Below are 25,095 nucleotides of genomic sequence, written 5' to 3'. Positions count from 1 at the left end.
CGCCGCCCCGACAGCTTTGTCGTGAGACATGTGGACGTGGGGGCGGGAATGGGCTTCTTCGACGGTATCTGGCGCCGCGAGGCCGACTTCGACTCGGGCAGCGCGGCCAGCAACGCGATAGAACTGACCAAACGGCACCACCAGGTCTCGCTCACCAAACAGGGCGCGGCCACCGGCAACCTGCGCGTCAACCTCACCTGGCGGATGCGGACCTCCGACATCGGCGGCCCCCAGCGCGACAGCCTGCTCCGCCACCCCTTCAAGGCCCTCAAGCCGCCGGAGGTCATGGGCCACAGCCAGAGCATGGTCAACGTCGACCTCGACCTCGGCTGCCTCTACGAACTCATGGACGGCACCAAGGGAGTCGTCCAGCCCCTCGGCGGCCTGCTCGGCGACGTCAACTCACCCCCGTACGTGAAGCTCAGCGGCGACGACCGCTTCGGCTCCGCGTCCGGCGAGACGATGTACGTCAACCTCGACCACCGCGAGCAGATCAAGCGCCTCCTGGTCTTCGTCTACATCTACGACCAGACCCCGGCCTTCGACCGCACCCACGCGATCGTCACCCTCTACCCCAGCAACGGCCCCCGCATCGAGATCGGCCTCGACGAACGCCACCCCCAGGCCCGTTCCTGCGCGGTGGTGATGATCGAGAACGTCAAGGGCGAACTGGTGGTCCGCCGGGAGGTCAAGTTCGTCTACGGCTTCCAGGCGGAACTGGACCGCTTGTACGGGTGGGGACTGCAATGGGGCCGCGGCTACAAAACGAAGGTGGAGCAGTAGCTCCCCTCACCCTCAGATGAACTGGGGCCCCTGCGGCGGCAACCGGAAATCCGGGTCCACCGCGGAGGCGACAGGCATCGGCTGCGGATACCCGTACGTCCCGGCGGGAGCCGGCTGCGGGTACCCGTACGCGGGCTGGGTCACCGGCTCCTGCGTCTGCGGATACCCGTACCCGGACTGCACCGGAACCGCCGTGACCGCCGGAACCGCCGGAGGCAACGGCTGCGAGACCTCGGGCCCGGCCGAGGCCTCCGACTCGTCCACCGTGATGCCGAAGTCCGTGGCCAGCCCCCGCAGCCCGTTGGAGTACCCCTCCCCGAGCGCCCGGAACTTCCACCCCTCGCCCCGCCGGTACAGCTCCCCGCAGATCAGCGCGGTCTCCTCGCCGGTCTCCGGTTTGATGTCGAAATACAGCAGCGGATCGCCCTCGGCGACCGCCGCGTCGTACAGCATGATGCGCAGGCCCTGTACGCGGTCGAAGGTCTCGTCCTCCGCCGATGCGACCACCAGAATCCGGCTGACTTCGGGCTCGACACCGGCCAGATCTGTCTGGATCGTGTCGGTGGGACCCTCGGCGACGCGCTTCTTGCCGAGCCGCCAGACCTTCCCGGAGGGGTGCCGGGGCTGGTTGTAGAAGACGAAGTCCTCGTCGGAACGCACCCGACCGGCGGGGCCGAGGAGCAGCGCCGAGACATCCACGTCCGGGCCCCCCTGCCCGGGCGTCCAGCGCAGCACGGCACGTACCGTGGTGGCCTCCAGCGGGACGTTCGACCCCTTCAGCATGGCGTGCGTCATGCGGTCATCCTGCCTTCTCGGTCCTGGTCACGACAACGTGGGGTGCGGACTCCGACACGGCCGAGTTACCTGAAGTTCATGCCCGGCGGGAACCCCTGACATGGGTTTGTACGTACTATTACCGGCCACCTATCGACAACACTCACGGTTCACAACGTCACCACGGGGGAGCTTTATGCGTCATTTCGGGCACATTGCCCCTGAGGTGCGGCAGCGTCTCTTCTTCCAGGAGCCGTGCGAGTTCGACGCGGACTCCCCGGCCCGGCTGCTCGCCGCCGCCCTCGGCGCCACGCTCTACAGCCCCGCCACCCGGCCCCGCCTCGCCGACGACATCGTCAAGCTGGCCGGGCGCGGCGTGGTGTCGATGGTGCTGTGCCTGGAGGACTCGATCGGCGACGAGGACGTCCCGGCCGCCGAGGAGAACCTGGTCCGGCAGTTCACCGAGCTGGCCGCCCGCCCGGCCGCCGAACTGCCCCTCCTCTTCATCCGGGTCCGGGTGCCCGAACAGATCCCCGACCTCGTGCGGCGCATGGGCCCGGCCGTACGACTCCTCTCCGGCTTCGTGATGCCGAAGTTCACCGAGGAACGCGGGATGCCCTTCCTGGAGGCCCTCTCCGACGCCGAGGCGGCCAGCGGCCACCGGCTGTTCGGCATGCCGGTCCTGGAGTCGCCCGAGCTGCTCTACCGCGAGTCCCGGGTGGAGACCCTGGAGGGCATCTCCCGCGCGGTCGACAAGTACCGGGACCGGGTCCTCGCCCTGCGCCTGGGCGTCACCGACTTCTGCTCCTCCTACGGCCTGCGCCGGGCCTCCGACATGACGGCCTACGACGTCCAGATCGTCGCCAACGTGATCGCCGACGTGGTGAACATGCTGGGCCGCGCCGACGGCACCGGCTTCACGGTGACCGGCCCGGTGTGGGAGTACTTCCGGGTCCAGGAGCGCATGTTCAAACCGCAGCTGCGCCGCAGCCCCTTCCTGGAGGGCCAGGCCGAGGAGCTGCGCGAGGCGCTGATCGAGCACGCCATGGACGGGCTGCTGCGCGAGATCGCCCTCGACCAGGCCAACGGGCTGACCGGCAAGACCTGCATCCACCCCTCGCACGTGCTGCCCGTGCACGCGCTGTCCGTGGTCAGCCACGAGGAGTTCTGCGACGCGCAGGACATCCTGCGGCCGGAGCGGGGCGGCGGGGGCGTGCTGCGCTCGGCGTACACGAACAAGATGAACGAGGTGAAGCCGCACCGCGCCTGGGCCGAGCGGACCATGCTGCGCGCCGAGATCTTCGGTGTCGCACGCGAGGACGTCGGCTTCGTGGAGCTGCTCGCCGCCGGAATCCCCGGCTGAATCCCAAGGGACGCATGAACAAGGCAGTGAACGACTCGGTCTGGTCCGGCAGTTGGGTCGCGGAGCGACTCGGCGTCGAACTCCTCGGCGACCCCGGACTGACCGGCCTCCTGGGCCTGGCCCTCCGCCGCAACCCCAAACGGGCCCACCTCCTGGTCTCGAACGTGCTCGGCAAACACGTCCCCCAGTCCCCGTCGATCGTCTACGGCCACGGCGTCACCCTGGGCCGCCGGGTGCGGGAGCTGCTGGGCCCGGAGGAGTCCCGCCGGGCGGTGGTCCTCGGCTACGCGGAGACCGCGACGGGCCTGGGCCACGCGGTGGCCGACGGCATCGCCGTCGCGCCCTACCTCCACTCCACCCGCCGCCCCGTCCCCGGCGTCGCCCCCGCGGGCGGCTTCGAGGAGTCCCACTCCCACGCGACATCGCATCTGCTGCTGCCGGAGAACCCCGAACTGCTGTCCGGCGAGGGGCCGTTGGTCCTGGTGGACGACGAGTTCTCGACCGGCAACACCGTCCTGAACACGATCAGGGAGCTGCACGGCCGCTACCCGCGGGAGCGGTACGTGGTCGTCGCCCTGGTCGACATGCGCTCGGCGGCCGACGCGGGCCGCCTGGACGAGTTCGCGGCGGAACTGGGCGCCCGGGTGGACCTGGTGGCAGCGGCATCGGGAACGGTACGGCTGCCGGACGGCGTACTGGAGAAGGGCCAGGAACTGGTCGCACGGTACGAGGCGGCTGCTTCGGATGCGCGACCGGCCCCCACCGGCCCGCACCCGGGACGAGTCGACCTGCGCTGGCCCCACAACCTCCCCGACGGCGGACGCCACGGCTTCACGCCCCACCACCGAATACGCCTGGAGGCGGCCCTCCCGGCCATGGCGGCCCGCCTCGCTGAGGCACTCCCGGAGGACGCGCACCGCGTGCACGTCCTCGGTTTCGAAGAGCTGATGTACGCCCCCCTCAGACTCGCCCGCGAACTGGAGCAGATAGTCGACGCCGACGTCACCTACTCCACCACCACCCGTTCCCCCGTCCTCGCGGTGGACGACCCCGGCTACGCGATCCGCACCCGCATCGTCTTCCCGGCCCACGACGACCCCGCGGACGGCCCCGGCGACCGCTACGCCTACAACATCGCCGGCGCCGGTTTCGACGCGGTGGTCGCGGTCGTCGACTCCCACGGCGACACCCCCGAACTGCACGGCCTGCTGGCCGAGTTGGCCGCACACACCCCGCATGTCGTCCTCGCGGTGGTCCCCTCGTACGTCCCCGAAAGGCCCCCCATGCTGCCCGAGCCCCTCCGTGGCCCCGCCTTCTCCTCGTACGCGCCGGAAGAGGTCGGCTGGCTGCTCCAGGACCTCTCGGACGTGACGCTGGAGGCGCCGACCGAGGAGCGCGAGGAGGCCATCCAGAGCGGCGGCGCGCACTACGCGGAGTCGCTGCCGGTGGAGTACCAGCCCAGCGAGCAGTACCAGGAGCTGTTCCACACCGCCCTGGACGAGGCGGCCGGCCGTCTCGCGCTGGCGGTCGGCGCGGTCACCGAACTGGTCCTCGCCGAACGCTCCCCGCGCCCCGTGCTGGTCTCGCTCGCCCGCGCCGGCACCCCGGTCGGCATCCTGATGCGCCGCTGGGCCCAGTACCGCCACGGCCTCGAACTCCCGCACTACGCCGTGTCGATCGTGCGCGGTCGCGGGATCGACGCCAACGCGCTGCGCTATCTCGCCGCCCATCACGACCCCGCCGACGTCGTGTTCGTCGACGGCTGGACCGGCAAGGGCGCCATCACCCGCGAACTCGCCGACGCGATCGCGGAGTTCGAGGAGTCGGACGGCGTCACCGGCTTCGACCCGGAGATCGCGGTCCTGGCCGACCCCGGCTCCTGCGTCAGGACGTACGGCACCCGCGAGGACTTCCTCATCCCCTCCGCGTGCCTCAACTCGACGGTGTCGGGCCTGATCTCCCGTACGGTCCTGCGCTCGGACCTGGTCGGCCCGCACGACTTCCACGGCGCGAAGTTCTACCGCGAACTCGCCGGCGCGGACGTCTCGGTGGACTTCCTGGACGCGGTGGCCGCCCGCTTCCCGGAGGTCTCGGACGCGGTGGCGACCCTCACCAAGGAACTGCTGGCCGCCGACCGCACCCCGACCTGGGAGGGCTGGGCGGCGGTCGAGCGCATCAGCGAGGAGTACGGCATCCACGACGTGAACCTCGTCAAGCCCGGCGTCGGCGAGACCACCCGGGTGCTGCTGCGCCGGGTGCCCTGGAAGATCCTCGCGCGGGCCGGTGCGGGCGCCGACCTCGACCACGTCAGACTGCTCGCCGAGCAACGCGGCGTACCCGTCGAGGAGGTGGCCGAACTGCCGTACACCTGCGTGGGGTTGATCCATCCCAAGTACACGCGCGGGGCGACCGGTGCCGACGGCAGGGCGGTGGCGGTCTGATGCCGGTACTCGTCGCGAGCGACCTCGACCGTACGCTCATCTACTCCTCGGCGGCCCTCGCCCTGACCATGCCGGACGCGCGGGCGCCCCGGCTGCTCTGTGTCGAGGTGCACGAGAGCAGGCCGCTCTCCTTCATGACCGAGACCGCGGCCGGGCTCCTCACCGAACTCGGCGGGCTCGGTGCGGACACGGCCGTGTTCGTACCGACCACGACCCGTACCCGCAAGCAGTACCAGCGCATCAGCCTGCCCGGCCCGCAGCCGAGGTACGCGATCTGCGCCAACGGCGGCCATCTCCTCGTCGACGGCACGACGGACGAGGACTGGCACGCCGGAGTGCAGTCGAGGCTGGCGGCCGAGTGCGCGCCGCTGGAGGAGGTCCGCCAGTACCTGGCCGACTCCGCCGACCCGGCCTGGGTGCGCAAGCACCGCGTCGCCGAGGACCTCTTCGCCTACCTCGTCGTGGAACGCGAGCTCCTCCCGGCGGAGTGGGTGAAGGAACTCGCGGTCTGGGCCGAGGACCGGGGCTGGACGGTCTCCCTCCAGGGCCGCAAGATCTACGCCGTGCCGAAGCCGCTGACCAAGAGCGCGGCCATGCGGGAAGTGGCCCGCCGCACCGGCGCGACCCTGACCCTCGCGGCCGGCGACTCCCTGCTGGACGCCGACCTCCTGCTGGCCGCGGACAGGGGCTGGCGCCCGGGCCACGGCGAACTGGCGGACGAGACCTGGACGGCCCCCAACATCACGGCCCTGCCGGAGCGAGGAGTGCTGGCGGGGGAACGCATCCTCCAGGAGTTCCTGAGGGCAACTCCCTAGGGGCGAGGGGAACTGCGCGACCAGCCACAACGTACCCGCACCCGACAACGCACCGGGCTCTCAGCCGCAGCACCCTCCACCACAGCACCCGCCCCCTCCGCCCGCTCCGGGCGAGGGGGCGGACTTCGTACCGCCCACGGCGACGGCGGACAGCAGCTTGACGGTGTCGTCGTGCCCGGAGGGGCACGCGGCCGGTGCCGCGGACTCCGCCATCGGCCGGCTGACTTCGAACGTGGACCCGCAGGTGCGGCAGCGGTACTCGTAGCGAGGCATGTCATCAGGCTAACGCCGCTCTCACATGAGTACGGCACCTTCTTTTTTCATGAAGGTTTCCCCTGTGTCCCGTTCTGCGGTCTTCTTATATGGAGAACTTGCGAAGACCACTGGTAATTTGAGTTCGCCGCGTGACCTGCGAGGCCGGGGGGAACCGGGATTTGCGGTCGTGTTCACGGCAACCTTGTAAGACCCTCGTACGTCTGTGCGTCTGCCTGTGCGAGCAATTCGGAGTGCGGAGGGAGTCGTCAGTGACCCACGAGGGGGAGGGGGAGGAGCCTCAGCGACCGGACGAGACCATGCAGTTGAAGCTCCCCGCCGGATTCCGGCCGGACGAGACGATGCAGTTGCGGTTGTCCGATCTGGCGGTTCCGGAGGCACCCGAGATACCCGAGGGGGAGACGAAACCGGTACGTCACCGGGGCCGCAAGGCACCCCGCCCGTCCCTCCGCACCCGTCTCTCCCGCCTCGCCCAGGCACTCGGCCCCCGCTTCGCTCCCCTCATCGCCCGCCTCGCCCCGGTCGTGATTTTCCTCACGCCGTACGTCCGCAGGATGCGCCCGCAGTACCCACGGCCCGGCCGTACCGACTGGCGCCGCTGGATACCGTCCTGGCGGCAGTGGCTCGGCGGAGCGCTCGCCTCCGTCGGCCTCAGCGGACTGTTCCTGGTGGTCGCCTACGCGGCCACCGACATCCCCTCGAACCTGAACTCGTACGCGACCCAGCAGGACAACGTGTACTTCTGGTCCGACGGCACGCCCATGGCCCGTACCGGCTGGGTGCAGCGGCAGGCGATGCCGCTGAAGGACATCCCCACCGACGTCCGCTGGGCGGTGCTCGCCGCCGAGAACGAGAGCTTCTACAGCGACCCCGGCATCTCCATGAAAGGCATCGCCCGCGCCCTCTACCGCACGGTCGGGCAGGGTGACACCGAGGGCGGTTCGACGATCACCCAGCAGTACGTCAAAAACGTCTATCTGACCCAGAACCAGACGGTGAGCCGCAAATTCACCGAAGCGATGATCTCCCTCAAACTCGACAACAAGATGAGCAAGGACAAGATCCTTGAGGGCTATCTCAACACCAGCTGGTTCGGCCGCGGCACCTACGGACTGCAACGCGCCTCGCAGGCCTACTACGGCAAGGACGTCAGCCAGCTCAACGCCAGCGAGGGCGCCTTCCTCGCCTCCCTGCTGAAGGGCGCCGGCCTCTACGACCCGACCATCAGCAAGGCCAACCACGCCCGCGCGGTGGCCCGTTGGTCGTGGATCCTGGACCGCATGGTGAAGATCGGCAAGCTGTCGCCGGCCGAGCGCGCCAAGTACACGAAGTTCCCCGAGCCGCTCAAGCAGTCGAGGACCTACGACACCGGCAAGCAGAGCGACTACCTGGTCGAACTGGCCACGCAGTACGTGAAGAAGACCGCGCACATCTCGGACAAGGACTTCGACCTCGGCGGCTACCAGATCTACACGACCTTCGACCGCGACCGCGAGACCCAGCTGACGGACGCCGTCACCAAGGCCCGCAAGGACGCGCAGAAGAGCGACCCGGCCAACGCCAAGGCCGCCCACTACGGCGCCACCTCGGTGGCCTCCGACGGCCGCATCCTCGCCGTCTACGGCGGCCCGGACCACCGTACGCAGGGCTACAACGAGTCCAACGCGACCACCGTCCCGGCGGGCTCGGCCTTCGAACCCTTCGTCTACGCCGCCGCGTTGGAGCACGGGGTCACCAAGACCCGGGGCAGCCCGCCGACCCCGGTCACCCCCGAGACGCTGTACGACGGGAACGACGGCGTGCCCGTCACCACACCGGAGGGCCCCTACTGGGACCGCAGCGGCAAGAAGGTCGCCGCCCACAACGACGGCAACAAGTCCTACGGGCAGATCAGTCTGAGCCAGGCCCTCGCGCGCTCCGTGAACACGCCGTTCATGCAGCTCGGCATGGACACCGGCCTGTCGACCGTACGGAAGACCGCCGAGGCGGCCGGGCTGCTCTCGTCCAGCTTCGGGGCACAGGTGCCCGCGCTGTCCCTGGGCAACGCCACACCCAGCGCCCTGCGGATGGCCAGCGCCTACGGCACGTTCGACGCCGGGGGCGTCCACACCGAGCCGTACTCGGTCCGCCGTATCACCCGCAACGGCGCCGCCGTGCCGCTGGAGCGGCCGCGACCCAACCGGGCGATGAGCAAGGCGACCGCCGCCGAGGTGACGCAGGCGCTCACCGACTCCTACGGTCTCGCGCACCCCGCCGCCCAGGCCGCCGGTGCCGGGGTGGCGGGCAAGACCGGCACCACCCAGGACGACACCGCCGCCTGGTACGTGGGCACGGCCAAGTCCGTGTCCACCGCCGTCGTCGTCTACCGCATCGACCTGAGCAAGAGCCTCGAACCCCTGCCGCTGAAAGGAATCTCCGGCACCCCAGTCACCGACGTCCCCTACGGCATCTGGTCGAGAGCCATGACCCCGCTCGGCTGACCACCGCAGCGCACCCGCCACCTCCTCGCAGAATGAGCCGCCCATGAAGTCCCCGAAGCAGGCGCCGTCAGGCAGGCGCCGCCGAGCCCGTGAGCCTCGCCGCACCCCCAAGCCGGGATTCCTCACCCTGGCCCTGTTCCTCGTCGTCGCCTCCCTGGTGACCGGGTATCTGGCGTTGAACCGGGACAGCACGACGCCGACCGCCTCGGCGGGCAGGAACACCGAGCCGAAGTCGACCAAGGAACCCGTCTGGGACGGCAAGACGCAGGTGCTGGGGGACGGCTCGACCTCGTACACGGGGCCGCAGAAGGACCAGTTGAAGGCCGTACCGCTCAAGCCCGGTGAGAAACCACCCCAGTTCGTGGTGTTCTCCTGGGACGGGGCACTCCAGGGCGACGACAAACTCTTCTCGCACTACCGGGAGATGGCCAAGGAGTACAACGCCCACATGACCTTCTTCCTCACGGGCATCTATCTGCTGCCCAAGAGCAAGCGGGACCTCTACCACCCGCCGATGCACCCGGTGGGCTCGGCCGCGATCGACTTCCCCACCGACCAGCACATCCGCGACACCCTGGAACAGCTGCGCCTGGCCTACGAGCAGGGCAACGACATCGGCACCCACTTCAACGGCCACTTCTGCGAGGCCAAGGGCGGCGGCGACTGGAGCGTCGCCCAGTGGAAGAGCGAGATCGACCAGTTCTTCTCCTTCGTCGAGAACTGGAAGACCAACACCGGCTACACCGACATCCCGGCCCTGCCCTTCGACTTCAAGAAGGAGGTCGTCGGCGGCCGTGCCCCCTGCCTGGAGGGCCAGCCCAACCTCCTGAAGGCGCTGAAGGGTTACGGCTGGAAGTACGACGCCAGCTCCCCGGGCGACTTCCAGATATGGCCCACCAAGAAGGACGGCCTCTGGGACTTCCCGCTCGAACTGCTCCCCTACGGGAACAACATCCAGGCCCTGTCGATGGACTTCAACTTCCTCTACAACCAGTCCAACGGCGCCACCCAGGGCGACCCCTCGAAGTACGCCGAGTGGGAACAGAAGACCGTCGACTCGTACATGGCCGGCTTCAACCGGGTCTACTACGGCAGCCGCGCGCCCCTGTTCATCGGCAACCACTTCGAGAACTGGAACGGCAGCATCTACATGAAGGCCATCGACCAGATCATCCCGAAGATCTGCACCAAGAAGGGCGTGAAGTGCGTGTCCTTCAAGGAGCTGTCCGACTGGATGGACGTGCAGTCGCCGCAGACCCTCCAGCAGCTGCGCAGTCTGGACCCGGCCCAGTCGCCCGACTGGTCCACGGTGGTCAAGTGACCTGTGGGGACCGCTGAGGTCACGAAGCGCAACCCCCTTCACAGGAGCCACACATGGCGTGCGAAGATGCCCTCGCCCGGTAGGCGTACCGGCGTAGAGGGGAACCCCATTGAAATCCAGAAAACTGAGCCGTAACAGGAGCCGTACGGCCATAGTCTCGGCGGCGGCCGTCTCGGTCGTCGCCGGAGTCGCCCTCGTGCCCAACTGGAGCGCGGGCGCGGCCGTCGTGAACGACCCGACCGTGGACGCCTCGACCAAGGCGACCTTCCAGAAGCTGGCCGACGCGGTCTTCACCGACCGCACCCAGGCCCTGGTCCGCGGCGCGGGCACCAAGCAGAGCACCTCGCGCTTCTCCGGCGACGTCCGGCTCTCCAGCACCCAGTCGCGCGACGAGAAGTCGGCGCTGAGCCGACTGCGGGGGCGGCAGAGCAGCATCGCGAAGCTCGGCGAGACGTACAGCGCCGGCAGCACCAAGGTCACGCTCGACGCGACCCGGGTCACCGGCCGTACCGCCAAGGCCGACGTCACCGAGACGACCACGCTGACGTACGCGAAGGCCACCGCGGGCGCGCCGAAGACCACCGGCTTCCAGGCCCACCACGAGCTGACCTTCAAGGCCGACCAGCAGGGCACCTGGCAGCTGTCGAAGATCCAGGACACCGACACGGGCGGCCTCGCCGTCAACACGGTGGCCAAGCCCGCGGTCAAGGCGTCGCCCGCCCCGGCCGACGACGGCAACACCACGCCGGACGCGCCGCGCGCCGCCATCACCCGCAACCCGGTGGCGGTCCCGAAGACCGGCACGACGTACGACTACAAGGCGATGGCCGCGTACGCCGAGAAGTACTGGAACGTCTACAACACGGACTACCCGAACTTCAACGGCCACGCGGACGGCGGCGACTGCACCAACTTCGTCAGCCAGTCCCTGAAGGCCGGCGGCTGGAAGCACGTCCCGGGCTACGTCTACGACTACACGAAGTGGTTCGGCACCGCCGACATCCAGTCGGACTCCTTCGTCGGCGTCAACGAGTGGTCCTGGTTCGCCCAGAACTCCAAGCGGACCACCCCGCTCGCCAACGTGTACCAGGCCGAGGTCGGCGACGTCATCCAGGTCGACTTCGACCGGGACGGCTCCAAGGACCACACGATGATCGTGACGTACAAGGCCAACGGCATCCCGTACGTCACCTACCACTCGAACAACACCTACCGCAGGTCGCTGTCGAGCCTCATCGCGTCGTACCCGAACGCCTACTACTACGCGTACCGCACCTGATCCGTTCAGGTCCTCGTCCGTCGCCGGGCTCAGTGCCCGGCGGCGGTCCCGCGCTCCTCGCGGATCTGCCCGACCACCCGCGCGACGGTCTGCCGTACGGCCTCCGTCTCGGTCAGGAAGTGCCAGTAGTCCGGGTGGCGGCCCTCCAGCGTGGCGACCGCGCGGTCCAGGCGCGCCACCGCGTCGTCCAGCGGGCGGGCGTGCCGCGGCTCGGGCGTGGTCCGGCCCGACATCGCCAGCCGCTGCGCGTCCCGGATCGCGAACCGGGTGCGGTCGATCTCCTGCTGGGGGTCCTTCTGCACGGCGTTCAGCCGCCGCAGCCGGTCACCGGCCGCCGACACGGCCTCGTCGGTGGTGTTCAGCAGCGCCCGTACCGTCGACAGCAGTGACGTGGCGTCCGGCCAGCGCTGCGCGTCCCGCGCGGCCTGCGCCTCCGTCAGCTTCAGCTCGGCCTGCCGCACGTTCTCGCCGGCCTGGTCGGGCACGTGCTGGAGGTCCTGCCAGCAGGCGGCCGAGAACCGCCGCCGCAGCTCGCTCAGCACCGGGTCGACCTGCCCCGCGCGGGTGGTCAGCGCCTGGGCGCGGGTGCGCAGCGACACCAGCCGATGGTCGATCTCGGCGGCCCGCTCGGGCAGTTGACCCGCCTCGGCCGTGATGGCCTCCGCCTCCCGCGCGACCTGCGTCGCCCGCTCCAGCGTCTGCGGCACGCCGTGCTGCCCCGCGCCCTGGTTCAGCTTCGTCAGCTCCGGCCCGAGCCTGGCCAGCCGCCCGGCGAGATCGTCGGCCCGCAGCCCCGACGCCCGTACGGCGTCCAGCGCGTTGCTCGCGGCCAGCAGCGCCTGCCGGGCCCGCTCCACGGCCGGCGCCAGCCGCGCGAGCTGTGTCTCCGCCTTGCCGAGCAGCGGCCCGAGCCCGTTCTCGAACCGGTCCAACTCCTGCTTGACCTGGCCGAGTTGGTCCTTGGCGGCGGTCAGCTCGGCGCGGGCGCGGTTGGCGGCGGCGGCCTCCAGGTCGTCGCGGTCGAGGTCGTGCGCGTCGACGGCGTTGATGTACCGGCCGCTCGCCTCGTCGATCCGCCGGCCCAGCGCCTCGAAGTCGGTCACCGCGCGCCGCGCGGCCGGCGAGTCGTCGACCGCGGTGATGGTGTCTATCGAGATCCGCAGATCCCGCTGGGCGGTGTCCAGCTCGTAGAACGCCGCCGCCGCGGCGTCCTTCGCCGCCTGCGCCTCGGCCCGCTGGCTCTCCGCCCGCCCGCCGAACCAGCGCCGGGTGCCACCGCCCGCGAACGCGGCGGCCAGCACCGGCGCGGCGAGCAGCGGCAGGCCCAGCAGCGTGAGGGTGTCGAAGGCGGCACGGGCGGCGGCGGAACCGCGCCGGGACCGTGTGAGCGGCGAATACGGCTGCGCAGGTGTCGCCGTCACATCCCTCTCCCGTGTCTTGCGTCCTGACCGTTGTCATTCTCCCACCGGTAGAGGACGAACACACGAGCCGGTCAGTTCGCGTTCCGCACCGTGACTTTCCCGTCGCCCGTACGGGCGCTCACCACATGGGAACTCGACGCGTCCCGGGGCACCGACACGTCCACCCCGCCGTCCCCGGTCCTGGTCGTCACCCGGTACTTGGTGTCCCCCTTGGGCAGCGCGACCGTCACCGACCCGTCGCCGCTGCGGGACTCCACCAGGTCCGGTACGACCCCGAGTTCCAGGTGCACCGACCCGTCGCTGGTGCTCGTGCGCACCTCCCGGGACGACACCTGGGCGTGCACGGAACCGTCCCCGGTGTGCAGGGTCAGCGGCCCGGTGGAGTCGGTCACCAGCACGGAGCCGTCGCCGGTCCGCACACTCAGCGCGTCCTTGAACCCGCGCGCCCGCACACTCCCGTCCCCGTCCTCCACCTTCACGGTGACCCCGCGCGGCACCTCGATCCGGTGCTTGGCCGCGCAGTCGGCGACCACTCCGGAGCACTTCAGCCGCAGCACCAGCCGGTCGCCCTTCATGGCCCAGGTCACCTTGGGGTCCGAACCGAGCGCCACGCTGCCCTGCCACCACCGGGTGACCTCGATCTTCCCCGCCGGATTCGCGTCCGAGGCGACGATGTCGAGCGCCGAGTCGTCCGAGTCGACGGTGAGCGTGCGGCCGGACAGCGCGAAGGTCCGGTGGTCCGGGTGCTTGTCGTCCCCGGCGGAGGCGCCACCGCACGCGGTGACGCCGACCAGGAGCAGGGCGAGGCCGCCGGTGGCGGCGAGGACACGGCGGGTGCTGCGGGTGCGGGTCACGATGCTTTCCCCCTGAGGCGGTCGCGGAGTCCCGGTGACTCCTACGGCTCCCCTCGACCGTAGAGAGCCGGGCTCGGCGACGGCATCCGGCGCACTCCCGGACCCGGGGTGGGGAAAACCCCCGGCACTCCACCTCGGCGATACGGGTTTCGGGACAGGCCCCCTGGCCATGTAGGCTGTCGACTCGTCCTGGGCGCGTAGCTCAGGGGTAGAGCGTCGCCCTTACAAGGCGAATGTCGGCGGTTCGAAACCGTCCGCGCCCACCAGGATGGACAGCAGGTCGGAGGCCTTCCGCGGAGTTCCGCGGGAGGCCTCTTTTCTGTGGTCGGGGGCTCGCGGTTTCCGGGGGTGGTGGGCAGGATGGGCGCATGACTCAACCTGGCGCCACGCCCTCGGGCTCCGTGTTGTCCCTGTGGTCGCACGACTCGGTGCTGTCGATCGGTTCGGTGGGCTCGGTGCTGTCCATCGGGTCCGTCGGGTCGGCGCTGTCCATCGGGTCGATCGGCAGTTCGCTGTCGGTCGGTTCGATCGGCTCGGCGCTGTCGCTGGTCTCGGCGGGCTCGTGGCTGAGCATGGGTTCCGCACTGTCCGCGCAGTCGCGGTGGTCGGTGCTGTCGTGGCGTGCGACGCGCGGCTTCCGGGCGGTCGGGGCCGGGACGGGGACCGGCACCGGGGTCCGTTTCGGCGGGGTGCCGGTCGTCGGTACGGCCGGGGTCGTCGCGGCGGTCGGTGCGGTGGCGGCCCTGACGCTGGCCCAACGGGCGCTGCGCAAGCCGTAGTTCGGGTACGGCTCGGCGGTCAGGACCAGAACGCGTTCGACCTGTCGATGTCCTCGACGCATTCGTCCAGGTCCGTGATCCTGTCGCCGAGGACGCGGAAGACGATGGCGCCGGTCTCGTCGAGGTGCTTGCCGTCGCGCTCGGCCGTGATGCGGTGGAGCGCGACCGCGTGGCCCCGGCCGTCGACGAGGACGTCGCGCAGTTCGACGTGCAGGGTGCCGTTCGTCTGCGCGAACAGCTGCCCGTACATGTCGATGGTCGCGTCCAGGCCCTTGAAGTCGCCGGACAGCGGGTGGCTGCCGGGGACGTGGTGCGTGACGTCGGAGGACATCAGCCCGCGCAGGGTGTCCATGTCACCGCGGACGAAGGCGTCGTAGCCCTCGCGGACGAGGAGTGCGTGCGGGTGGTCGGCCATGGTCGATCGCCGCCTCTCGGTTGCTTCGGCGATATGTGGCTTCTCTCAGTGATTGTCCGCCTCTTCGTCCGCCGTTGGCACCTCGTGGGCGTGCTTCAGCTTCATCCGTGACTCCACGCGCTCCGTCGCGGTCACCTCCGTCCAGAAGCGGTGGCCGCTGACGAAGACCGCGAGTTCGTGCTCGCGCTGCCGGAGCTTCTCCACCTCGGCCTGTTCGTCGGGCGTCCAGCCGGGGGAGGCGGGGCGTTCCACCTTGCGCCAGCCGCCCGTGTCGCTGAACCCGTCCAGGGGCTCGACCGACCAGGGCAGCCGCTTCAGCAGGGCCGACAGCTCCGCCCGGACCTGATGCAGCTCCTCCTGACCGGCGAGGAGGTCACTCGGGAAGTCATAGGTCGTTGCCACGCGCTAATGCTACGCCTGTTCGAATTTGGGTCGCGAGTTCCTTCGGGGACTTCGCGGGACTTCACACGAACGGGGCCCGTGGTCGTCGACGGTGTGTTCGAGAGAGGGGCGGCGGTATCGCTCGCGGGGCGCGAGACTGGACGCATGTGCCGCAGCATCAAGACCCTTCGCCCGCCCGCCCTGCCCGACGAGGCCACGGAGGAGGAGATCCGCGCCGCCGCGTTGCAGTACGTCCGCAAGGTCTCCGGCTTCCGCGCACCCGCCGCCCACAACCGCGAGGTCTTCGACCGCGCGGTCACCACGATCGCCGAAGCGACGGCGGAACTCCTCGCGGGACTGGAGGTGAGGGGCACGGGCGCGGGCGCCGGCGCCGGCGCCGGGGCCGGGGCTTCGCGGGGGGCGCCTTGAGTGGAGCGGCGGGCGGGGTCGGCGGAGACCGGTGGCGCTCAGGCGGCGGAGCCGCGGGGGGCGTAGTCGCGCGGGCCTGGGGGTGGTTGCGTGTGGAGCCGTGCCTCTGAAGGCAGTTGCCTGCGGCGCCCTGCCCCTTGAGGGCGACAGCCGCTCGGCGTCCGTCCGATGGGGGCGTGTGGGTTCGGCGCCCGGTCTCCGGGGCGGGCTGGCTCGGGGGCTGATTCCGGGGGCGCCTGGTCTCTGGGGTGCGTCGGCTCGGCCCCGTCCCTGGGTCGTGCCGACTCCGCGCCCGATCCTTGGGGGCGGGGCGCGGCGGCTCGGCACCCAGCCCTCGGAGCGGGCCGGCTCCGCTACTGCGCGGCCGTCGCCTCCGGCGTCCCCGTCGGCTGGCGGCGCATGACGTACGCCGCTCCCGCTCCCGCGCCGAACAGCGCCGCGAACGACACCGCCGTCGCCAGCCACGTCGCGCCGAGCCACTGTGCGCCGTAGTAGCCCAGTGCCACGCTGTACGCCGCCCAGGACAGGCCCGCCAGGGCCGACCAGGGGAGGAAGTCGCGGGCGCGGCGGTGGGCGGCGCCCGCGCCGAGGGAGACGACCGAGCGGCCGGCGGGGGCGAAGCGGGCCAGGATGACCAGGGCGCCGCCGCCCCGGGCCAGGGCGTGGCCGAGACGTTCCTGCGCGGTGGTGAGCCGGCGGGAACGGGAGATGGCGCGGTCGAGACGTTCGCCACCCAGCCAGGCCAGGCGGTACGCCACCAGGTCGCCCAGGACGGACGCGGCGGCGGCCGACGCGATCAGGGCCAGGATGCTGGGGACCTCGTGCGGGACGGGTACGGCGTCGGTCGCCGCGCCGGTGCCCGCTGCCGCCGCCGTGGCCGCCGCGACGACCAGCACCCCGCTCGGCAGGACCGGCAGGAACACATCAAGGAGCACGGACAGGGCGATCATGGCGTAGATCCATGGGCTGCCGGTCAGCGACCCCACACTCTCGAACAACGCGGCTCCCCGTGAACTCCCCCGTGGGCCGCGGCAAGGACGGCCAGTGACAGCCATACAGCGTACGCCTGGGCCGTGACAGGAGATCCACGGGGGGCACGTGTGATCGGCACAGCTTGTTCACTCGGCTGCCCCGTCCCGAGGGGCGGGACGGGCCCGCATCCCGTAGCAACGTAAAGGGGACTGAAGCGCTGAAGCGCACCTTAACGTGAGGAACGGTACACATCATGGTGGCAGGCATATGTGCGGGCGCCGTCGTCGCGGCCCTACTGGCGAGCGGCACGGGCGGCGCGGGCGGCAGCGGCGCCCCGGACGGCTACTCGATGCGGACGGACGCCCGGTTCGCGCCGGTCGCCGCCCTCGTGCCGTCCGCGGCGGTGACGTACGACACGAAGCTCGTCCCCGCCGCCGCGTGGATCGAGGTCGGCCAGCGGACCGCCGCGAACGGCGCCACGACCGTACGGTTGCGGGTCGACGGGATGGTGCCGGGGCACGCGTACGCCGTCCATGTGCACCAGAAGCCGTGCGGCGCCGACCCCGCCGCCGCGGGCGGGCACTTCCAGCACAAGCCGTCCACCGACCCGGCCGACGCCACCGCCGACAACGAGGTCTGGCTCGACTTCACCGCCGACGAGCACGGCGCCGCCGAGGCGAGCGCCCGGCACGACTGGAACTTCCGGGAGGGCGAGGCGTCCTCCGTCGTGATCCACGACATGCCCGGCAGCCGCGTCCGCGCCGCCTGCTTCACCGTGCCGTTCGGCTGGGCTCCCTGAGCGGGGGACACGTCCAGGGGCGGGTGCCGTCGGCCGACGGCACCCGCCCTCTCGTCGTCGCGGCCCGGAGCGCCGCCCGCGCCACCGCGTCGGCGTCCGAGAGCGTGACCGAGTCGACGCCGGGCCGGGCACCCGCCGCCGTCACCCAGTGCACGCCCTCCGTGGGCACTCCGAACGCGAACCGCCGTGCGTGCGGCTGCCCCTGACGGTCTATCAGGCGGTACGGGCGCGGTGTGACGTCCAGCCCGCCCGTCTCGTAGCCGTCCACGGTGTGCGGCCGGCAGCCGCCCGTCCTCAGCAGCCGGCCCAGCAGCGGGTCGGCGGTGCGCCGCAGGTCCGGTTCCGGGAGCCGGGCCTCGACGAGCGTGGTCACCCGCACCGCCGAGCCCGGTATCGCGGGGGAGCGCGCCACCCAGGCGCCGTCCGCCTCCCGCACCTCCAGCCCCGGTCCGAGCACCTCCACCACGCCCGCCGTCACCAGCGCGGCCAGTTCCTCGATCCGGCGCCGGGGCGGGCCGATGGACAGGAACGCGTTGAGCGGGGTGTACCAGCGGTCCAGGTGCTCGCGGCGCGAGTCGCCCGCGAGGCCGCGGTGGTCGACGACCAGCCGGAGTTCGTTGCGCAGATCGCGCAGCACGTCCAGCGCGGCCTTGAGCGGGCCGTCCACATTGCCGAGCGCGGCCTGCCCGGCGTCCTCGCGCAGATACCCCAGCAGCCAGTCCCGCCAGGCCGCCGGGTCGGCGAGCGCGCGGTCCGGGTACGGGCGCGACAGCCGGTCCCAGCTCCAGCGGTCGGCCGCCGGTATCCCGAACTCGCCCAGCATCAGGGCCTCTTGAGGATCGCGGTGCGGGACGGAGAGGAAGCGCTCCGCGAACTCCGACGCCGCCCACGGGGATGGGGATGGGGATGGGCGCGTGGACGGGGACGGCCGTAGCGTCCCTCGCGTCCTTGGCGTCCGGAGCAGGGTGGAGTAGTAGACCGTCTCCACCTCCTTGGCCACCAACGGCCATATCTCCGTGCGGAATTCGGGGGGCTCGCCGGAGTCCGCGCGTTTGCGGAAGGCGGCGGTGGCCTCCGGGGTGAGGACGAGCGGGGTGTGGCGGCCGTGCGGGCCCTTCGCGTTGTCGCCGCGCGCCTGGTACGGGACACCTCGGCGTGAACCGGCGTACAGGCGGGGCTCGTTGCCGGAGGGCAGATAGCGGAGCGCGCCGTCCTCCGCGCGGACGAAACGGCCGCCCCGGCCCGTCGTCAACAGGGCGGTGTGGTCGAAGAAGTTGAGACCGAGGCCGCGCAACAGCGTTGGTTCACCCGGTGCTACGGCGGACAGGTCGGCGTCGGCCGGGTTGCCGGGCGGGAGGTGGCGCAGGCCCTGGTGGCAGGCGTAGGCGGCGAGGCGCTGTTGGGCCGGGTCACCGGCGCTCGGGAGGTGGCCCTGGGCCAGGACCACCGCCGAAAGGGCGGTCAGAGTACGGCCGTTGTCCAGGGTGAGGGTCTGGTGGCCGTCGGGTGTGTCGTCGAGCCGTACCGCGCTCGCCCGGTGGGTGGTGATCTCGACGGAGTCCGGCGCCTCGCGGACCGTGCGGGCGAACACCCACTCCAGATAGCGGCCGTAGTGGGCGCGGGTGGGGTAGTCGTCGGGACCGAGTTCGGCGGGTGCCCATTCGTGCAGGCTCGGGCCGGGGCGGATCGGGCCGGAGCAGTCGACGCTGTCGTCGGTGAAGAGGGTGACCTGACAGGCCACGGTGTTCATCAGCAGCTCGGGGGACTGCGCGGAGCGCCAGACGCGGCCGGGGCCCGGGGGCGCCGGGTCGACGACATGGACGGTGAGCCGGGTGCCGGGCGGGAGGAGTTCGGGAGCCGAGGCGCAGAGGCGTTCCAGGACGCTGGTGCCACGCGGACCGGCACCGACCACGGCGACGGAGACGGGGACGGAGACGGCGGTGCCGGAGATCGATGCCCGTTCGTCGTCGGACGCGTTCACTACAGACAAAAGGTGGACTCCCAGGCGTGTGGGGCGCGATGGAGCAGACCGCCCACCGGAAGCGGACGGTCCGCCTCATCATGCCCTCAGCGACATCACGGCGATGTCAGCGGGGAGGCCGGTGAGGGATCAGGGAGAGGTCAGGGAGAGGTCAGTGGGGATTCCTCGACCGTCCGCAGCGTCCCGTCCGACCGTGCCTGCTCCAGTCGCAGCCGGGCCGAACGGCCGCGCAGCGTAAGGGTCATGAGCTGGTTGCCGAACCAGGGCCCGCCCGTCCTGCGCCAGGTGACCGAGGGCTCCGCGCAGCGGCCGTGCCGGGCGAAGCGGCGGCCCAGGCCGCGGGCCACGGCACTCCAGCCGAAGCGGAAACCGACCCGGACATAGCGGGGGATCGAGTTGTGGACGGGCGAGCAGGTCAGCTGGAGGACGCGTGAAGTCGGCCCGCCGGTACGCCACTTGGGCTCCGCGACGTACGCGTGGTGCACGTCCCCCGACAGTACGAGCACCGACGCCGGTGCCGCCTTCCCCGACCCCGCCTCGGCGATGAGCCCCGCCAGCTCCTCGAAGGACTCCGGGAACGCCGCCCAGTGCTCCAGATCGCCCGCCCGCCGCAGCCTCTCCCCGAACTCGGCCCAGCGGGCGCCTCGTTCGCCCCGGCACAGGGCCGCGTCCCAGGCCTCGGCGTCGTGCACGAGGTGGGGCAGCAGCCAGGGCAGTGAGGTGCCGATGAGGAGATGGTCGTAGGAACCGGGGTCGGCGAGTGCCTCGGTGCGCAGCCAGGCGGCCTCGCCGGGGTCGAGCATCGCGCGGTGCTGTTCGTCGAGGACGCGGGCGGCGCGGCTGTCCACCATCAGCAGGCGTACCCGCCCGAAGTCGCGCCGGTAGCTCCAGCGCGCGGAGGCCGGGTCGGCGTCGGCGCGGCAGGCGAAGGCACGGAGCGCGTCGGTGCCGTCCGGGGTGTCACGGACCGCCGAGTAGAGGGGATCGGCGGCCAGTTCGGCGGGGGAGAGGTTCCCTAGGTGCTGATGCACCCAGTACGACATCAGTCCGCTCAGCAGCCGCTCACGCCACCACGGGGTGGCCCGCATGTCCGCCAGCCAGGCGGCGGAGGTGTTCCAGTCGTCGATGACGTCGTGGTCGTCGAAGATCATGCACGAGGGCACGGTGGAGAGCAGCCAGCGGATCTCGGGGTCCAGCCAGGACTCGTAGTAGAGGCGCGTGTACTCCTCGTAGTCCGCGACCTCGCCGCCGGGCGGTTCGCTCAGGTCGCGGCGGGCGGAGAGCCAGCGGCGGGTCGCGTCGGAGACCTCGTCGGCGTACACCTGGTCGCCCAACAGGAGGAGTACGTCCGGCCGTTCGGCCTCCGGGTCGCGCGCGATGCGCGAGGCCAGTGTGTCCAGGGCGTCCGGGCCCACCGGGTCGTGGTCGTCGGCGGGCGGCGCGGCCCACCGGCAGGAGCCGAAGGCGACCCGGACGGTTCCGTCGGCGTCCGGGGTGTGGATCGCGGAGGGCGGGAACGGGGAGTCGGGCAGCGGCCACACCCGTGTCCCGTCGAGGAGCACGTCGTAGTGCGTCGAGGTCCCGGGTGTGAGGCCCTCCACCGGCACCAACGCGTAGTGGTGGCCCGCGACTTGGAAGGTGCGGGCGCTGCCGGCCGCGCCGTCCGCGCAGCGCACCTCGGCGGTGCACGGACGGCTCGCCTCGACCCATACGGTCGCGGACGAGCCGTCGGCGTAGCGCAGCAGTGGTCCAAGACGCAGTCCGGCCACGGGTGATCACTCTCCTCCGTCGCCCCGTACGGTACGGAACGACGGAGGCCGGTGACCAGGTCCGGTGCGGTACGAAAGGATCAGCGGGGGGTCAGCAGCCGGCGAGGTAGTTCGTCAGCGCGGTCTTCTCGGCGGTGTCGACCGAGAGGTCGTAGTAGTACTTCACCTGCACCCAGGCACGGACGTACGTGCAGCGGTACGAGGTGAGCGAGGGCATCCACTCGGCCGGGTCCTTGTCGCCCTTGGACTGGTTGACGTTGTCCGTGACCGCGAGGAGCTGCGGGCGGGTCACGTCGTTGGCGAAGGCCTCGCGCTGGGCGGTGGTCCAGTTGCGGGCGCCGGAGTCCCAGGCCTCGGCCAGCGGCACGAGGTGGTCGATGTCGACGTCGGAGGCGGCGGTCCAGGTGGCGCCGTCGTAGGGGGAGTACCAGCTGCCGCTGGTCGCGGTGCAGGCGGAGTTGGTGACGACGTTCGTACCGTCGCGCTTGAGGATCCACTCACGGGTGTTGCAGGTGCCGCTGATGGTGTCCCAGGTCGGGAACAGGTCGCGCGCGTAGCCGGTGCGGACCTCGGTCGCGACGGTGAGGGAGGCGAGGTAGGTGCGGGCGGTGGCCGCGCTGACCGGTGTGGGGAGGGCGGCGGAGGCGGTCGGACCGTTGAAAAGCGCGACGGAGGCTATGAGTCCGGTGAAGGCCGCGAGTATGCTCAGCCGTCGACGCGCGTAGAACTTCGGCATACGAACTCCCTTGGGGTGTGGGGGTGTTGGAGTCGAGCGAAGGAATGCTTGCGGTGCCGTGTTGCGGCCGGGTGTGCGTCCGGTAAGAAGTTAGTGACGCGCGCATGACAAGACAAGGTTTACGGTCGAACTTGTCGTCGCGTACAGTTGACGGCGCAGAAGGGGAGTAGCTCTTCGCCGGACCGTCGACATACTGCTCAGCTCGTCTGAGCCGGCGCCCGGAGGACGATCTCTTGTGGATCGGCCAGCGAGACCTTCGGCAACGCAGTGCACCACCCGTGTGTGCTGCCGTGCCGAGGTGTCCGCAGGCGGTTTTCGCACTCTCGGTGGGGCAGCCCCCGACCGATTGAGGAACCTTGATCAGCATCAGTGTGACGGCGCTCGTCTTCGGCGTCGTCTTCCTGGCCGAACTCCCCGACAAGACCGCGCTCGCCGGACTCGTCCTCGGCACCCGCTACCGCGCCTCGTACGTCTTCGCCGGCGTCGCCGCCGCGTTCCTGCTGCACGTGGTGCTGGCGGTGGCGGCGGGCAGCGTGCTCACGCTGCTCCCGCAGCGGCTCGTGGCCGCCGTGACCGGTGCGCTCTTCCTGGGCGGGGCCGCGGTGCTCCTCTTCAAGAAGGGCGACGACGAGGAGGAGGTCCGCAAGCCCAAGGACCAGTCCTTCTGGAAGGTCTCCGGCGCCGGTTTCATGCTCATCCTGGTCGCCGAGTTCGGTGACCTGACCCAGATCATGACGGCCAACCTCGCGGCCCGCTACGACGACCCGTTCTCGGTCGGTCTCGGCGCGGTGCTCGCGCTGTGGGCGGTCGCCGGTCTCGGTATCGTCGGCGGAAAGGCGCTGATGAAGCGGGTGCCGCTGGAGCTGATCACGCGGATCGCGGCGGTGCTGATGCTGGCGCTGGGGGCGTGGAGCCTGTGGGAGGCGGTGGCCGGCTGACGGCGGGCCGCGGTCGTCCGACGGCGGGCCGTGGTCGTCCGGCCGCGGGCCGTCGCCGGCCGGGCGGGTGCGCGAGCTGAACGGTGGGTGAACTGTTTCCGGGGGTGGTGGCGCGATGCCGCTCCGATTTTGTACCGTAGAGAAACAAAGTGGCTCCCGTCCGTTTTCCCTGACCGGCGGACGGGGCCGCCTTGTCCCTCCCACGCGTCTTGGAGCTTGCCGATGACGGCCACCACCGTGCTCACCGCCCGCGCCCTCCTGCTGGACATGGACGGCACCCTCGTCGACTCGCACGCCGTCGTCGAGCGGATCTGGCGGCGCTGGTCCGAGCGGCACGGGCTGAACGCGGACGAGGTCATGAAGGTCGTGCACGGCCGCCAGGGCTACGCGTCGATGGCGCTGCTGCTGCCCAACCGGCCCATGGAGCAGAACCACGCGGAGAACGCCCGCATGCTCGCTGAGGAGACCGCCGACATCGAGGGCGTCGTCCCGATCCCGGGCGCGCCGGAGTTCCTGGCCGCGCTGCGGGGACTGCCGCACGCGCTGGTGACCTCGGCGGACGTCGCGCTGTCCACGGCGCGGATGGGCGCGGCCGGACTGGAACTCCCCGACGTCCGCATCACCGCGGAGTCGGTCGGCGCCAGCAAGCCCGACCCCGAGGGCTTCCTGAAGGGCGCGGCCGAACTGGGCGTCGCGCCCGCGGACTGTGTCGTCTTCGAGGACTCGGGGGCGGGGATCGCGGCGGGGCGCGCCGCGGGGATGCGGGTGGTGGGGGTCGGGCCGCAGGCCGCGTATCACCGGCCGGATGTGCTGGTGCGGGATCTGCGTGGGGTGCGGGTGGAGGGTGTGGGCGGGGAGATTCGGTTGCATGTGGGGTAGTGGGCCTACGGGTGTTGGCCTACGGTTCTAGGCCTACGGCTGTTGGCCCACGGCTGTAGGCCTACGACTGTTGGCCCGACCGTTGGCACACAACCGTTGGCCTACGGCCGTAGGCCAACGCCCCCCGCAAGGCAACAGCCGTTGGTCAACACTCGTTGGCCAACGCCCGTAGGCCAACACCCGTTGCTCACGGCTCCGTGGTCTCTGATTCCAGCTTCGCCCGGGTCGCCGCCCCGTACACCCCGGCCGCGTCGGACTGGATGCCGCGGGCCAGTTGGTACGTGCGTACCGAGGCCTGGACCTGCTTGTCGAAGACGCCGTTGTCCGGGCCGGTGTAGAGGTTCAACTGGGCCAGCCGGAGCTGGAGTTCGGTGACCTCGGGGCCCTCGTCGCCGCGCTGTAGGACCGGGGCCGTGCTGCTGCCGCCGGCCTGTCGCTCGGTACCGGCCGCGCCCGACGCCGTGGCGCTGGTCGTCGCGGTCGGACTGGACACCGCGGACCGTGACGCCGTGGCGGACGGGCTGCTCGTCGTCGACGGCGAGGGGCTCGCGCTGAGCGTCGGGGACGGGGGCGCCGACGTCGGCTGTACGGACGTGGCGGCGCTCGTGGACGGTGCCGCCGGTGCCGAGCTCTTCGTCAGGGTGGGGACGCTCGCGCGGACGTCCTTGGGGGCCGCCTCGTCGCGCGACGGCGTCTGGTACGAGAGCAGGCCGCTCGCGAAACCGGCCGCCGCGACCACCGCCACGACGGCTCCGGTCGCGGCGAGCAGCACGGTACGGCGGCGACGGCGCGGGGAGGCGTCCTGCTCGGGCGGCTCCGGGGTGGCGAGGACCGGGAGGAGTGACGTCTCCGCCGGCGCGGGCGGCACCGCGCGCAGCGGCATCGTCTCCTCGACCGCGGGCAGCCGCTGTGTCTCACCCTCGAAACCAGCCGCCGCCGAAGGTGCCGACGACGCCGACGGCTGCTCCCGTGTGTCGCCGTGCAGTTCCACATACGGTCTGATCCGCAGCGGGTCGAAGTCCTCCGCCGCTGCCGCCTCCGCCGTGCGCGCGTCACGCAGCGCGTCGGACGCCCGTTGGGTGCAGGCGCAGGACGGGGAACCGTCGGTCGCCCGGGGCGCCCCGCACCGCGGGCATATGTGGCCCTTCGCCTCGTTCACGTGTTCGTCCCTCCCCGTCGGACTCCCGAGGTTATTCGGGTCTCCTCCACACCG

23 protein-coding genes and 1 tRNA gene are annotated in these 25,095 nt (G+C 71.1%); 13 read left to right on the top strand and 11 right to left on the bottom strand.

Annotated features, from left to right (window positions below; genetic code table 11):
* The first annotated feature begins 48 nt into the window (after positions 1-48).
* Positions 49-783, top strand: coding sequence for a Tellurium resistance (locus tag ACIQPR_RS29415; RefSeq protein WP_403654832.1), 735 nt, complete (start codon positions 49-51; stop codon positions 781-783).
* A gap of 12 nt (positions 784-795) precedes the next feature.
* Here ACIQPR_RS29415 and ACIQPR_RS29410 read toward each other — a convergent pair whose 3' ends face one another.
* Positions 796-1,578, bottom strand: coding sequence for a TerD family protein (locus ACIQPR_RS29410; RefSeq protein ID WP_403654372.1), 783 nt, complete (start codon positions 1,576-1,578; stop codon positions 796-798).
* A gap of 175 nt (positions 1,579-1,753) precedes the next feature.
* Between ACIQPR_RS29410 and ACIQPR_RS29405 the strand changes: the two genes are divergently transcribed.
* Genes ACIQPR_RS29405 through ACIQPR_RS29395 form a run of 3 tightly spaced genes read left to right on the top strand, consistent with a single transcriptional unit; the run spans position 1,754 to position 6,176 of the window.
* Entirely contained in the window at positions 1,754-2,920 is a 1,167-nt protein-coding gene (locus tag ACIQPR_RS29405) for an HpcH/HpaI aldolase/citrate lyase family protein (RefSeq protein ID WP_403654370.1), read from the top strand.
* Positions 2,921-2,934: 14 nt separating this feature from the next.
* A complete protein-coding gene (locus ACIQPR_RS29400; protein WP_403654368.1) occupies positions 2,935-5,361 on the top strand; it encodes a phosphoribosyltransferase in 2,427 nt (808 codons plus the stop codon).
* Positions 5,361-6,176, top strand: a complete 816-nt coding sequence (locus ACIQPR_RS29395; protein ID WP_403654366.1) for an HAD family hydrolase — start codon at positions 5,361-5,363, stop codon at positions 6,174-6,176. The genes ACIQPR_RS29400 and ACIQPR_RS29395 overlap by 1 nt, the downstream gene beginning before the upstream one ends.
* A 60-nt stretch (positions 6,177-6,236) precedes the next feature.
* On the opposite strand, the gene ACIQPR_RS29390 is transcribed toward ACIQPR_RS29395, so the two are convergent.
* Entirely contained in the window at positions 6,237-6,449 is a 213-nt protein-coding gene (locus tag ACIQPR_RS29390) for a zinc ribbon domain-containing protein (protein ID WP_403654364.1), read from the bottom strand.
* Between the two features lie 299 nt (positions 6,450-6,748).
* On the opposite strand from ACIQPR_RS29390, the gene ACIQPR_RS29385 reads away from it, so the two are divergent.
* From ACIQPR_RS29385 to ACIQPR_RS29375, 3 genes are all read left to right on the top strand, one after another.
* Positions 6,749-8,929 (top strand): transglycosylase domain-containing protein, encoded by a 2,181-nt coding sequence (locus tag ACIQPR_RS29385; RefSeq protein ID WP_403654830.1) that lies wholly within the window; start codon positions 6,749-6,751, stop codon positions 8,927-8,929.
* 43 nt (positions 8,930-8,972) lie between these two features.
* Entirely contained in the window at positions 8,973-10,250 is a 1,278-nt protein-coding gene (locus tag ACIQPR_RS29380; RefSeq protein ID WP_403654362.1) for a hypothetical protein, read from the top strand.
* A 109-nt stretch (positions 10,251-10,359) separates the two neighbouring features.
* Positions 10,360-11,529 (top strand): amidase domain-containing protein, encoded by a 1,170-nt coding sequence (locus tag ACIQPR_RS29375; RefSeq protein WP_403654360.1) that lies wholly within the window; start codon positions 10,360-10,362, stop codon positions 11,527-11,529.
* A gap of 29 nt (positions 11,530-11,558) precedes the next feature.
* On the opposite strand, the gene ACIQPR_RS29370 is transcribed toward ACIQPR_RS29375, so the two are convergent.
* Both ACIQPR_RS29370 and ACIQPR_RS29365 read right to left on the bottom strand, forming a co-directional pair.
* The gene (locus ACIQPR_RS29370) at positions 11,559-12,950 is read right to left on the bottom strand and encodes a hypothetical protein (protein ID WP_403654358.1); all 1,392 of its coding nucleotides are present in this window, start codon (positions 12,948-12,950) and stop codon (positions 11,559-11,561) included.
* A 71-nt stretch (positions 12,951-13,021) separates the two neighbouring features.
* On the bottom strand, positions 13,022-13,804 hold the full coding sequence (locus ACIQPR_RS29365; protein WP_403654356.1) for a DUF4097 family beta strand repeat-containing protein: 783 nt from the start codon (positions 13,802-13,804) through the stop codon (positions 13,022-13,024).
* A 191-nt stretch (positions 13,805-13,995) separates the two neighbouring features.
* On the opposite strand from ACIQPR_RS29365, the gene ACIQPR_RS29360 reads away from it, so the two are divergent.
* Positions 13,996-14,070: transfer RNA gene (locus ACIQPR_RS29360), tRNA-Val, on the top strand.
* Between the two features lie 102 nt (positions 14,071-14,172).
* The gene (locus tag ACIQPR_RS29355; protein WP_403654354.1) at positions 14,173-14,583 is read left to right on the top strand and encodes a hypothetical protein; all 411 of its coding nucleotides are present in this window, start codon (positions 14,173-14,175) and stop codon (positions 14,581-14,583) included.
* 19 nt (positions 14,584-14,602) lie between these two features.
* Here the strand turns inward: ACIQPR_RS29355 and ACIQPR_RS29350 are convergent, their stop codons facing one another.
* The gene (locus tag ACIQPR_RS29350) at positions 14,603-14,998 is read right to left on the bottom strand and encodes a nuclear transport factor 2 family protein (RefSeq protein ID WP_403654353.1); all 396 of its coding nucleotides are present in this window, start codon (positions 14,996-14,998) and stop codon (positions 14,603-14,605) included.
* A 45-nt stretch (positions 14,999-15,043) separates the two neighbouring features.
* The gene (locus ACIQPR_RS29345) at positions 15,044-15,400 is read right to left on the bottom strand and encodes a hypothetical protein (protein WP_403654351.1); all 357 of its coding nucleotides are present in this window, start codon (positions 15,398-15,400) and stop codon (positions 15,044-15,046) included.
* Positions 15,401-15,544: 144 nt separating this feature from the next.
* On the opposite strand from ACIQPR_RS29345, the gene ACIQPR_RS29340 reads away from it, so the two are divergent.
* Positions 15,545-15,808, top strand: a complete 264-nt coding sequence (locus ACIQPR_RS29340) for a DUF2277 domain-containing protein (protein ID WP_403654349.1) — start codon at positions 15,545-15,547, stop codon at positions 15,806-15,808.
* 353 nt (positions 15,809-16,161) lie between these two features.
* Here the strand turns inward: ACIQPR_RS29340 and ACIQPR_RS29335 are convergent, their stop codons facing one another.
* Complete coding sequence (locus ACIQPR_RS29335; protein ID WP_403654347.1) at positions 16,162-16,806, bottom strand: DedA family protein; 645 nt, start codon at positions 16,804-16,806, stop codon at positions 16,162-16,164.
* Positions 16,807-17,033: 227 nt separating this feature from the next.
* Between ACIQPR_RS29335 and ACIQPR_RS29330 the strand changes: the two genes are divergently transcribed.
* Positions 17,034-17,579: a superoxide dismutase family protein gene (locus tag ACIQPR_RS29330; RefSeq protein WP_403654345.1), complete on the top strand. Its 546-nt coding sequence runs from the start codon at positions 17,034-17,036 to the stop codon at positions 17,577-17,579.
* On the opposite strand, the gene ACIQPR_RS29325 is transcribed toward ACIQPR_RS29330, so the two are convergent.
* The 3 genes from ACIQPR_RS29325 to ACIQPR_RS29315 form a co-directional block, all read right to left on the bottom strand.
* A complete protein-coding gene (locus ACIQPR_RS29325) occupies positions 17,551-19,560 on the bottom strand; it encodes an FAD/NAD(P)-binding protein (protein WP_403654828.1) in 2,010 nt (669 codons plus the stop codon). The two genes, ACIQPR_RS29330 and ACIQPR_RS29325, sit on opposite strands and share 29 nt — an antisense overlap.
* Positions 19,561-19,700: 140 nt before the next feature.
* Positions 19,701-21,329, bottom strand: a complete 1,629-nt coding sequence (locus ACIQPR_RS29320) for an alkaline phosphatase D family protein (protein ID WP_403654343.1) — start codon at positions 21,327-21,329, stop codon at positions 19,701-19,703.
* 91 nt (positions 21,330-21,420) lie between these two features.
* On the bottom strand, positions 21,421-22,065 hold the full coding sequence (locus tag ACIQPR_RS29315; protein WP_403654341.1) for an HNH endonuclease family protein: 645 nt from the start codon (positions 22,063-22,065) through the stop codon (positions 21,421-21,423).
* A gap of 356 nt (positions 22,066-22,421) precedes the next feature.
* Here ACIQPR_RS29315 and ACIQPR_RS29310 point away from each other — a divergent pair, with 356 nt between their 5' ends.
* Together ACIQPR_RS29310 and ACIQPR_RS29305 are read left to right on the top strand one after the other, a co-directional pair.
* Positions 22,422-23,003 carry a TMEM165/GDT1 family protein gene (locus tag ACIQPR_RS29310; RefSeq protein ID WP_403654339.1) on the top strand — a complete coding sequence of 194 codons (582 nt, stop codon included), beginning with the start codon at positions 22,422-22,424 and terminating at the stop codon, positions 23,001-23,003.
* A 222-nt stretch (positions 23,004-23,225) separates the two neighbouring features.
* The gene (locus tag ACIQPR_RS29305; RefSeq protein ID WP_403654337.1) at positions 23,226-23,882 is read left to right on the top strand and encodes an HAD-IA family hydrolase; all 657 of its coding nucleotides are present in this window, start codon (positions 23,226-23,228) and stop codon (positions 23,880-23,882) included.
* A gap of 187 nt (positions 23,883-24,069) precedes the next feature.
* Here ACIQPR_RS29305 and ACIQPR_RS29300 read toward each other — a convergent pair whose 3' ends face one another.
* Positions 24,070-25,041 (bottom strand): peptidoglycan-binding protein, encoded by a 972-nt coding sequence (locus ACIQPR_RS29300; RefSeq protein ID WP_403654335.1) that lies wholly within the window; start codon positions 25,039-25,041, stop codon positions 24,070-24,072.
* Positions 25,042-25,095: the final 54 nt, after the last annotated feature.

Source organism: Streptomyces sp. NPDC091280, assembly GCF_044768565.1.
Classification (GTDB): domain Bacteria; phylum Actinomycetota; class Actinomycetes; order Streptomycetales; family Streptomycetaceae; genus Streptomyces.
This window is presented reverse-complemented; position numbering and strand designations above follow the sequence as displayed.

Bases quoted from the DNA above. Each gene is read 5' to 3' on its own strand.
- ACIQPR_RS29415 (WP_403654832.1), top strand. From the start codon at position 49: ATGGGCTTCTTCGACGGTATCTGGCGCCGCGAGGCCGACTTCGACTCG.
- ACIQPR_RS29305 (WP_403654337.1), top strand. From the start codon at position 23,226: ATGACGGCCACCACCGTGCTCACCGCCCGCGCCCTCCTGCTGGACATG.
- ACIQPR_RS29380 (WP_403654362.1), top strand. From the start codon at position 8,973: ATGAAGTCCCCGAAGCAGGCGCCGTCAGGCAGGCGCCGCCGAGCCCGT.
- ACIQPR_RS29330 (WP_403654345.1), top strand. From the start codon at position 17,034: ATGGTGGCAGGCATATGTGCGGGCGCCGTCGTCGCGGCCCTACTGGCG.
- ACIQPR_RS29350 (WP_403654353.1), bottom strand. From the start codon at position 14,998: ATGGCCGACCACCCGCACGCACTCCTCGTCCGCGAGGGCTACGACGCC.
- ACIQPR_RS29340 (WP_403654349.1), top strand. From the start codon at position 15,545: ATGTGCCGCAGCATCAAGACCCTTCGCCCGCCCGCCCTGCCCGACGAG.
- ACIQPR_RS29395 (WP_403654366.1), top strand. From the start codon at position 5,361: ATGCCGGTACTCGTCGCGAGCGACCTCGACCGTACGCTCATCTACTCC.
- ACIQPR_RS29355 (WP_403654354.1), top strand. From the start codon at position 14,173: ATGACTCAACCTGGCGCCACGCCCTCGGGCTCCGTGTTGTCCCTGTGG.
- ACIQPR_RS29315 (WP_403654341.1), bottom strand. From the start codon at position 22,065: ATGCCGAAGTTCTACGCGCGTCGACGGCTGAGCATACTCGCGGCCTTC.
- ACIQPR_RS29410 (WP_403654372.1), bottom strand. From the start codon at position 1,578: ATGACGCACGCCATGCTGAAGGGGTCGAACGTCCCGCTGGAGGCCACC.
- ACIQPR_RS29400 (WP_403654368.1), top strand. From the start codon at position 2,935: ATGAACAAGGCAGTGAACGACTCGGTCTGGTCCGGCAGTTGGGTCGCG.
- ACIQPR_RS29385 (WP_403654830.1), top strand. From the start codon at position 6,749: ATGCAGTTGAAGCTCCCCGCCGGATTCCGGCCGGACGAGACGATGCAG.
- ACIQPR_RS29405 (WP_403654370.1), top strand. From the start codon at position 1,754: ATGCGTCATTTCGGGCACATTGCCCCTGAGGTGCGGCAGCGTCTCTTC.
- ACIQPR_RS29390 (WP_403654364.1), bottom strand. From the start codon at position 6,449: ATGCCTCGCTACGAGTACCGCTGCCGCACCTGCGGGTCCACGTTCGAA.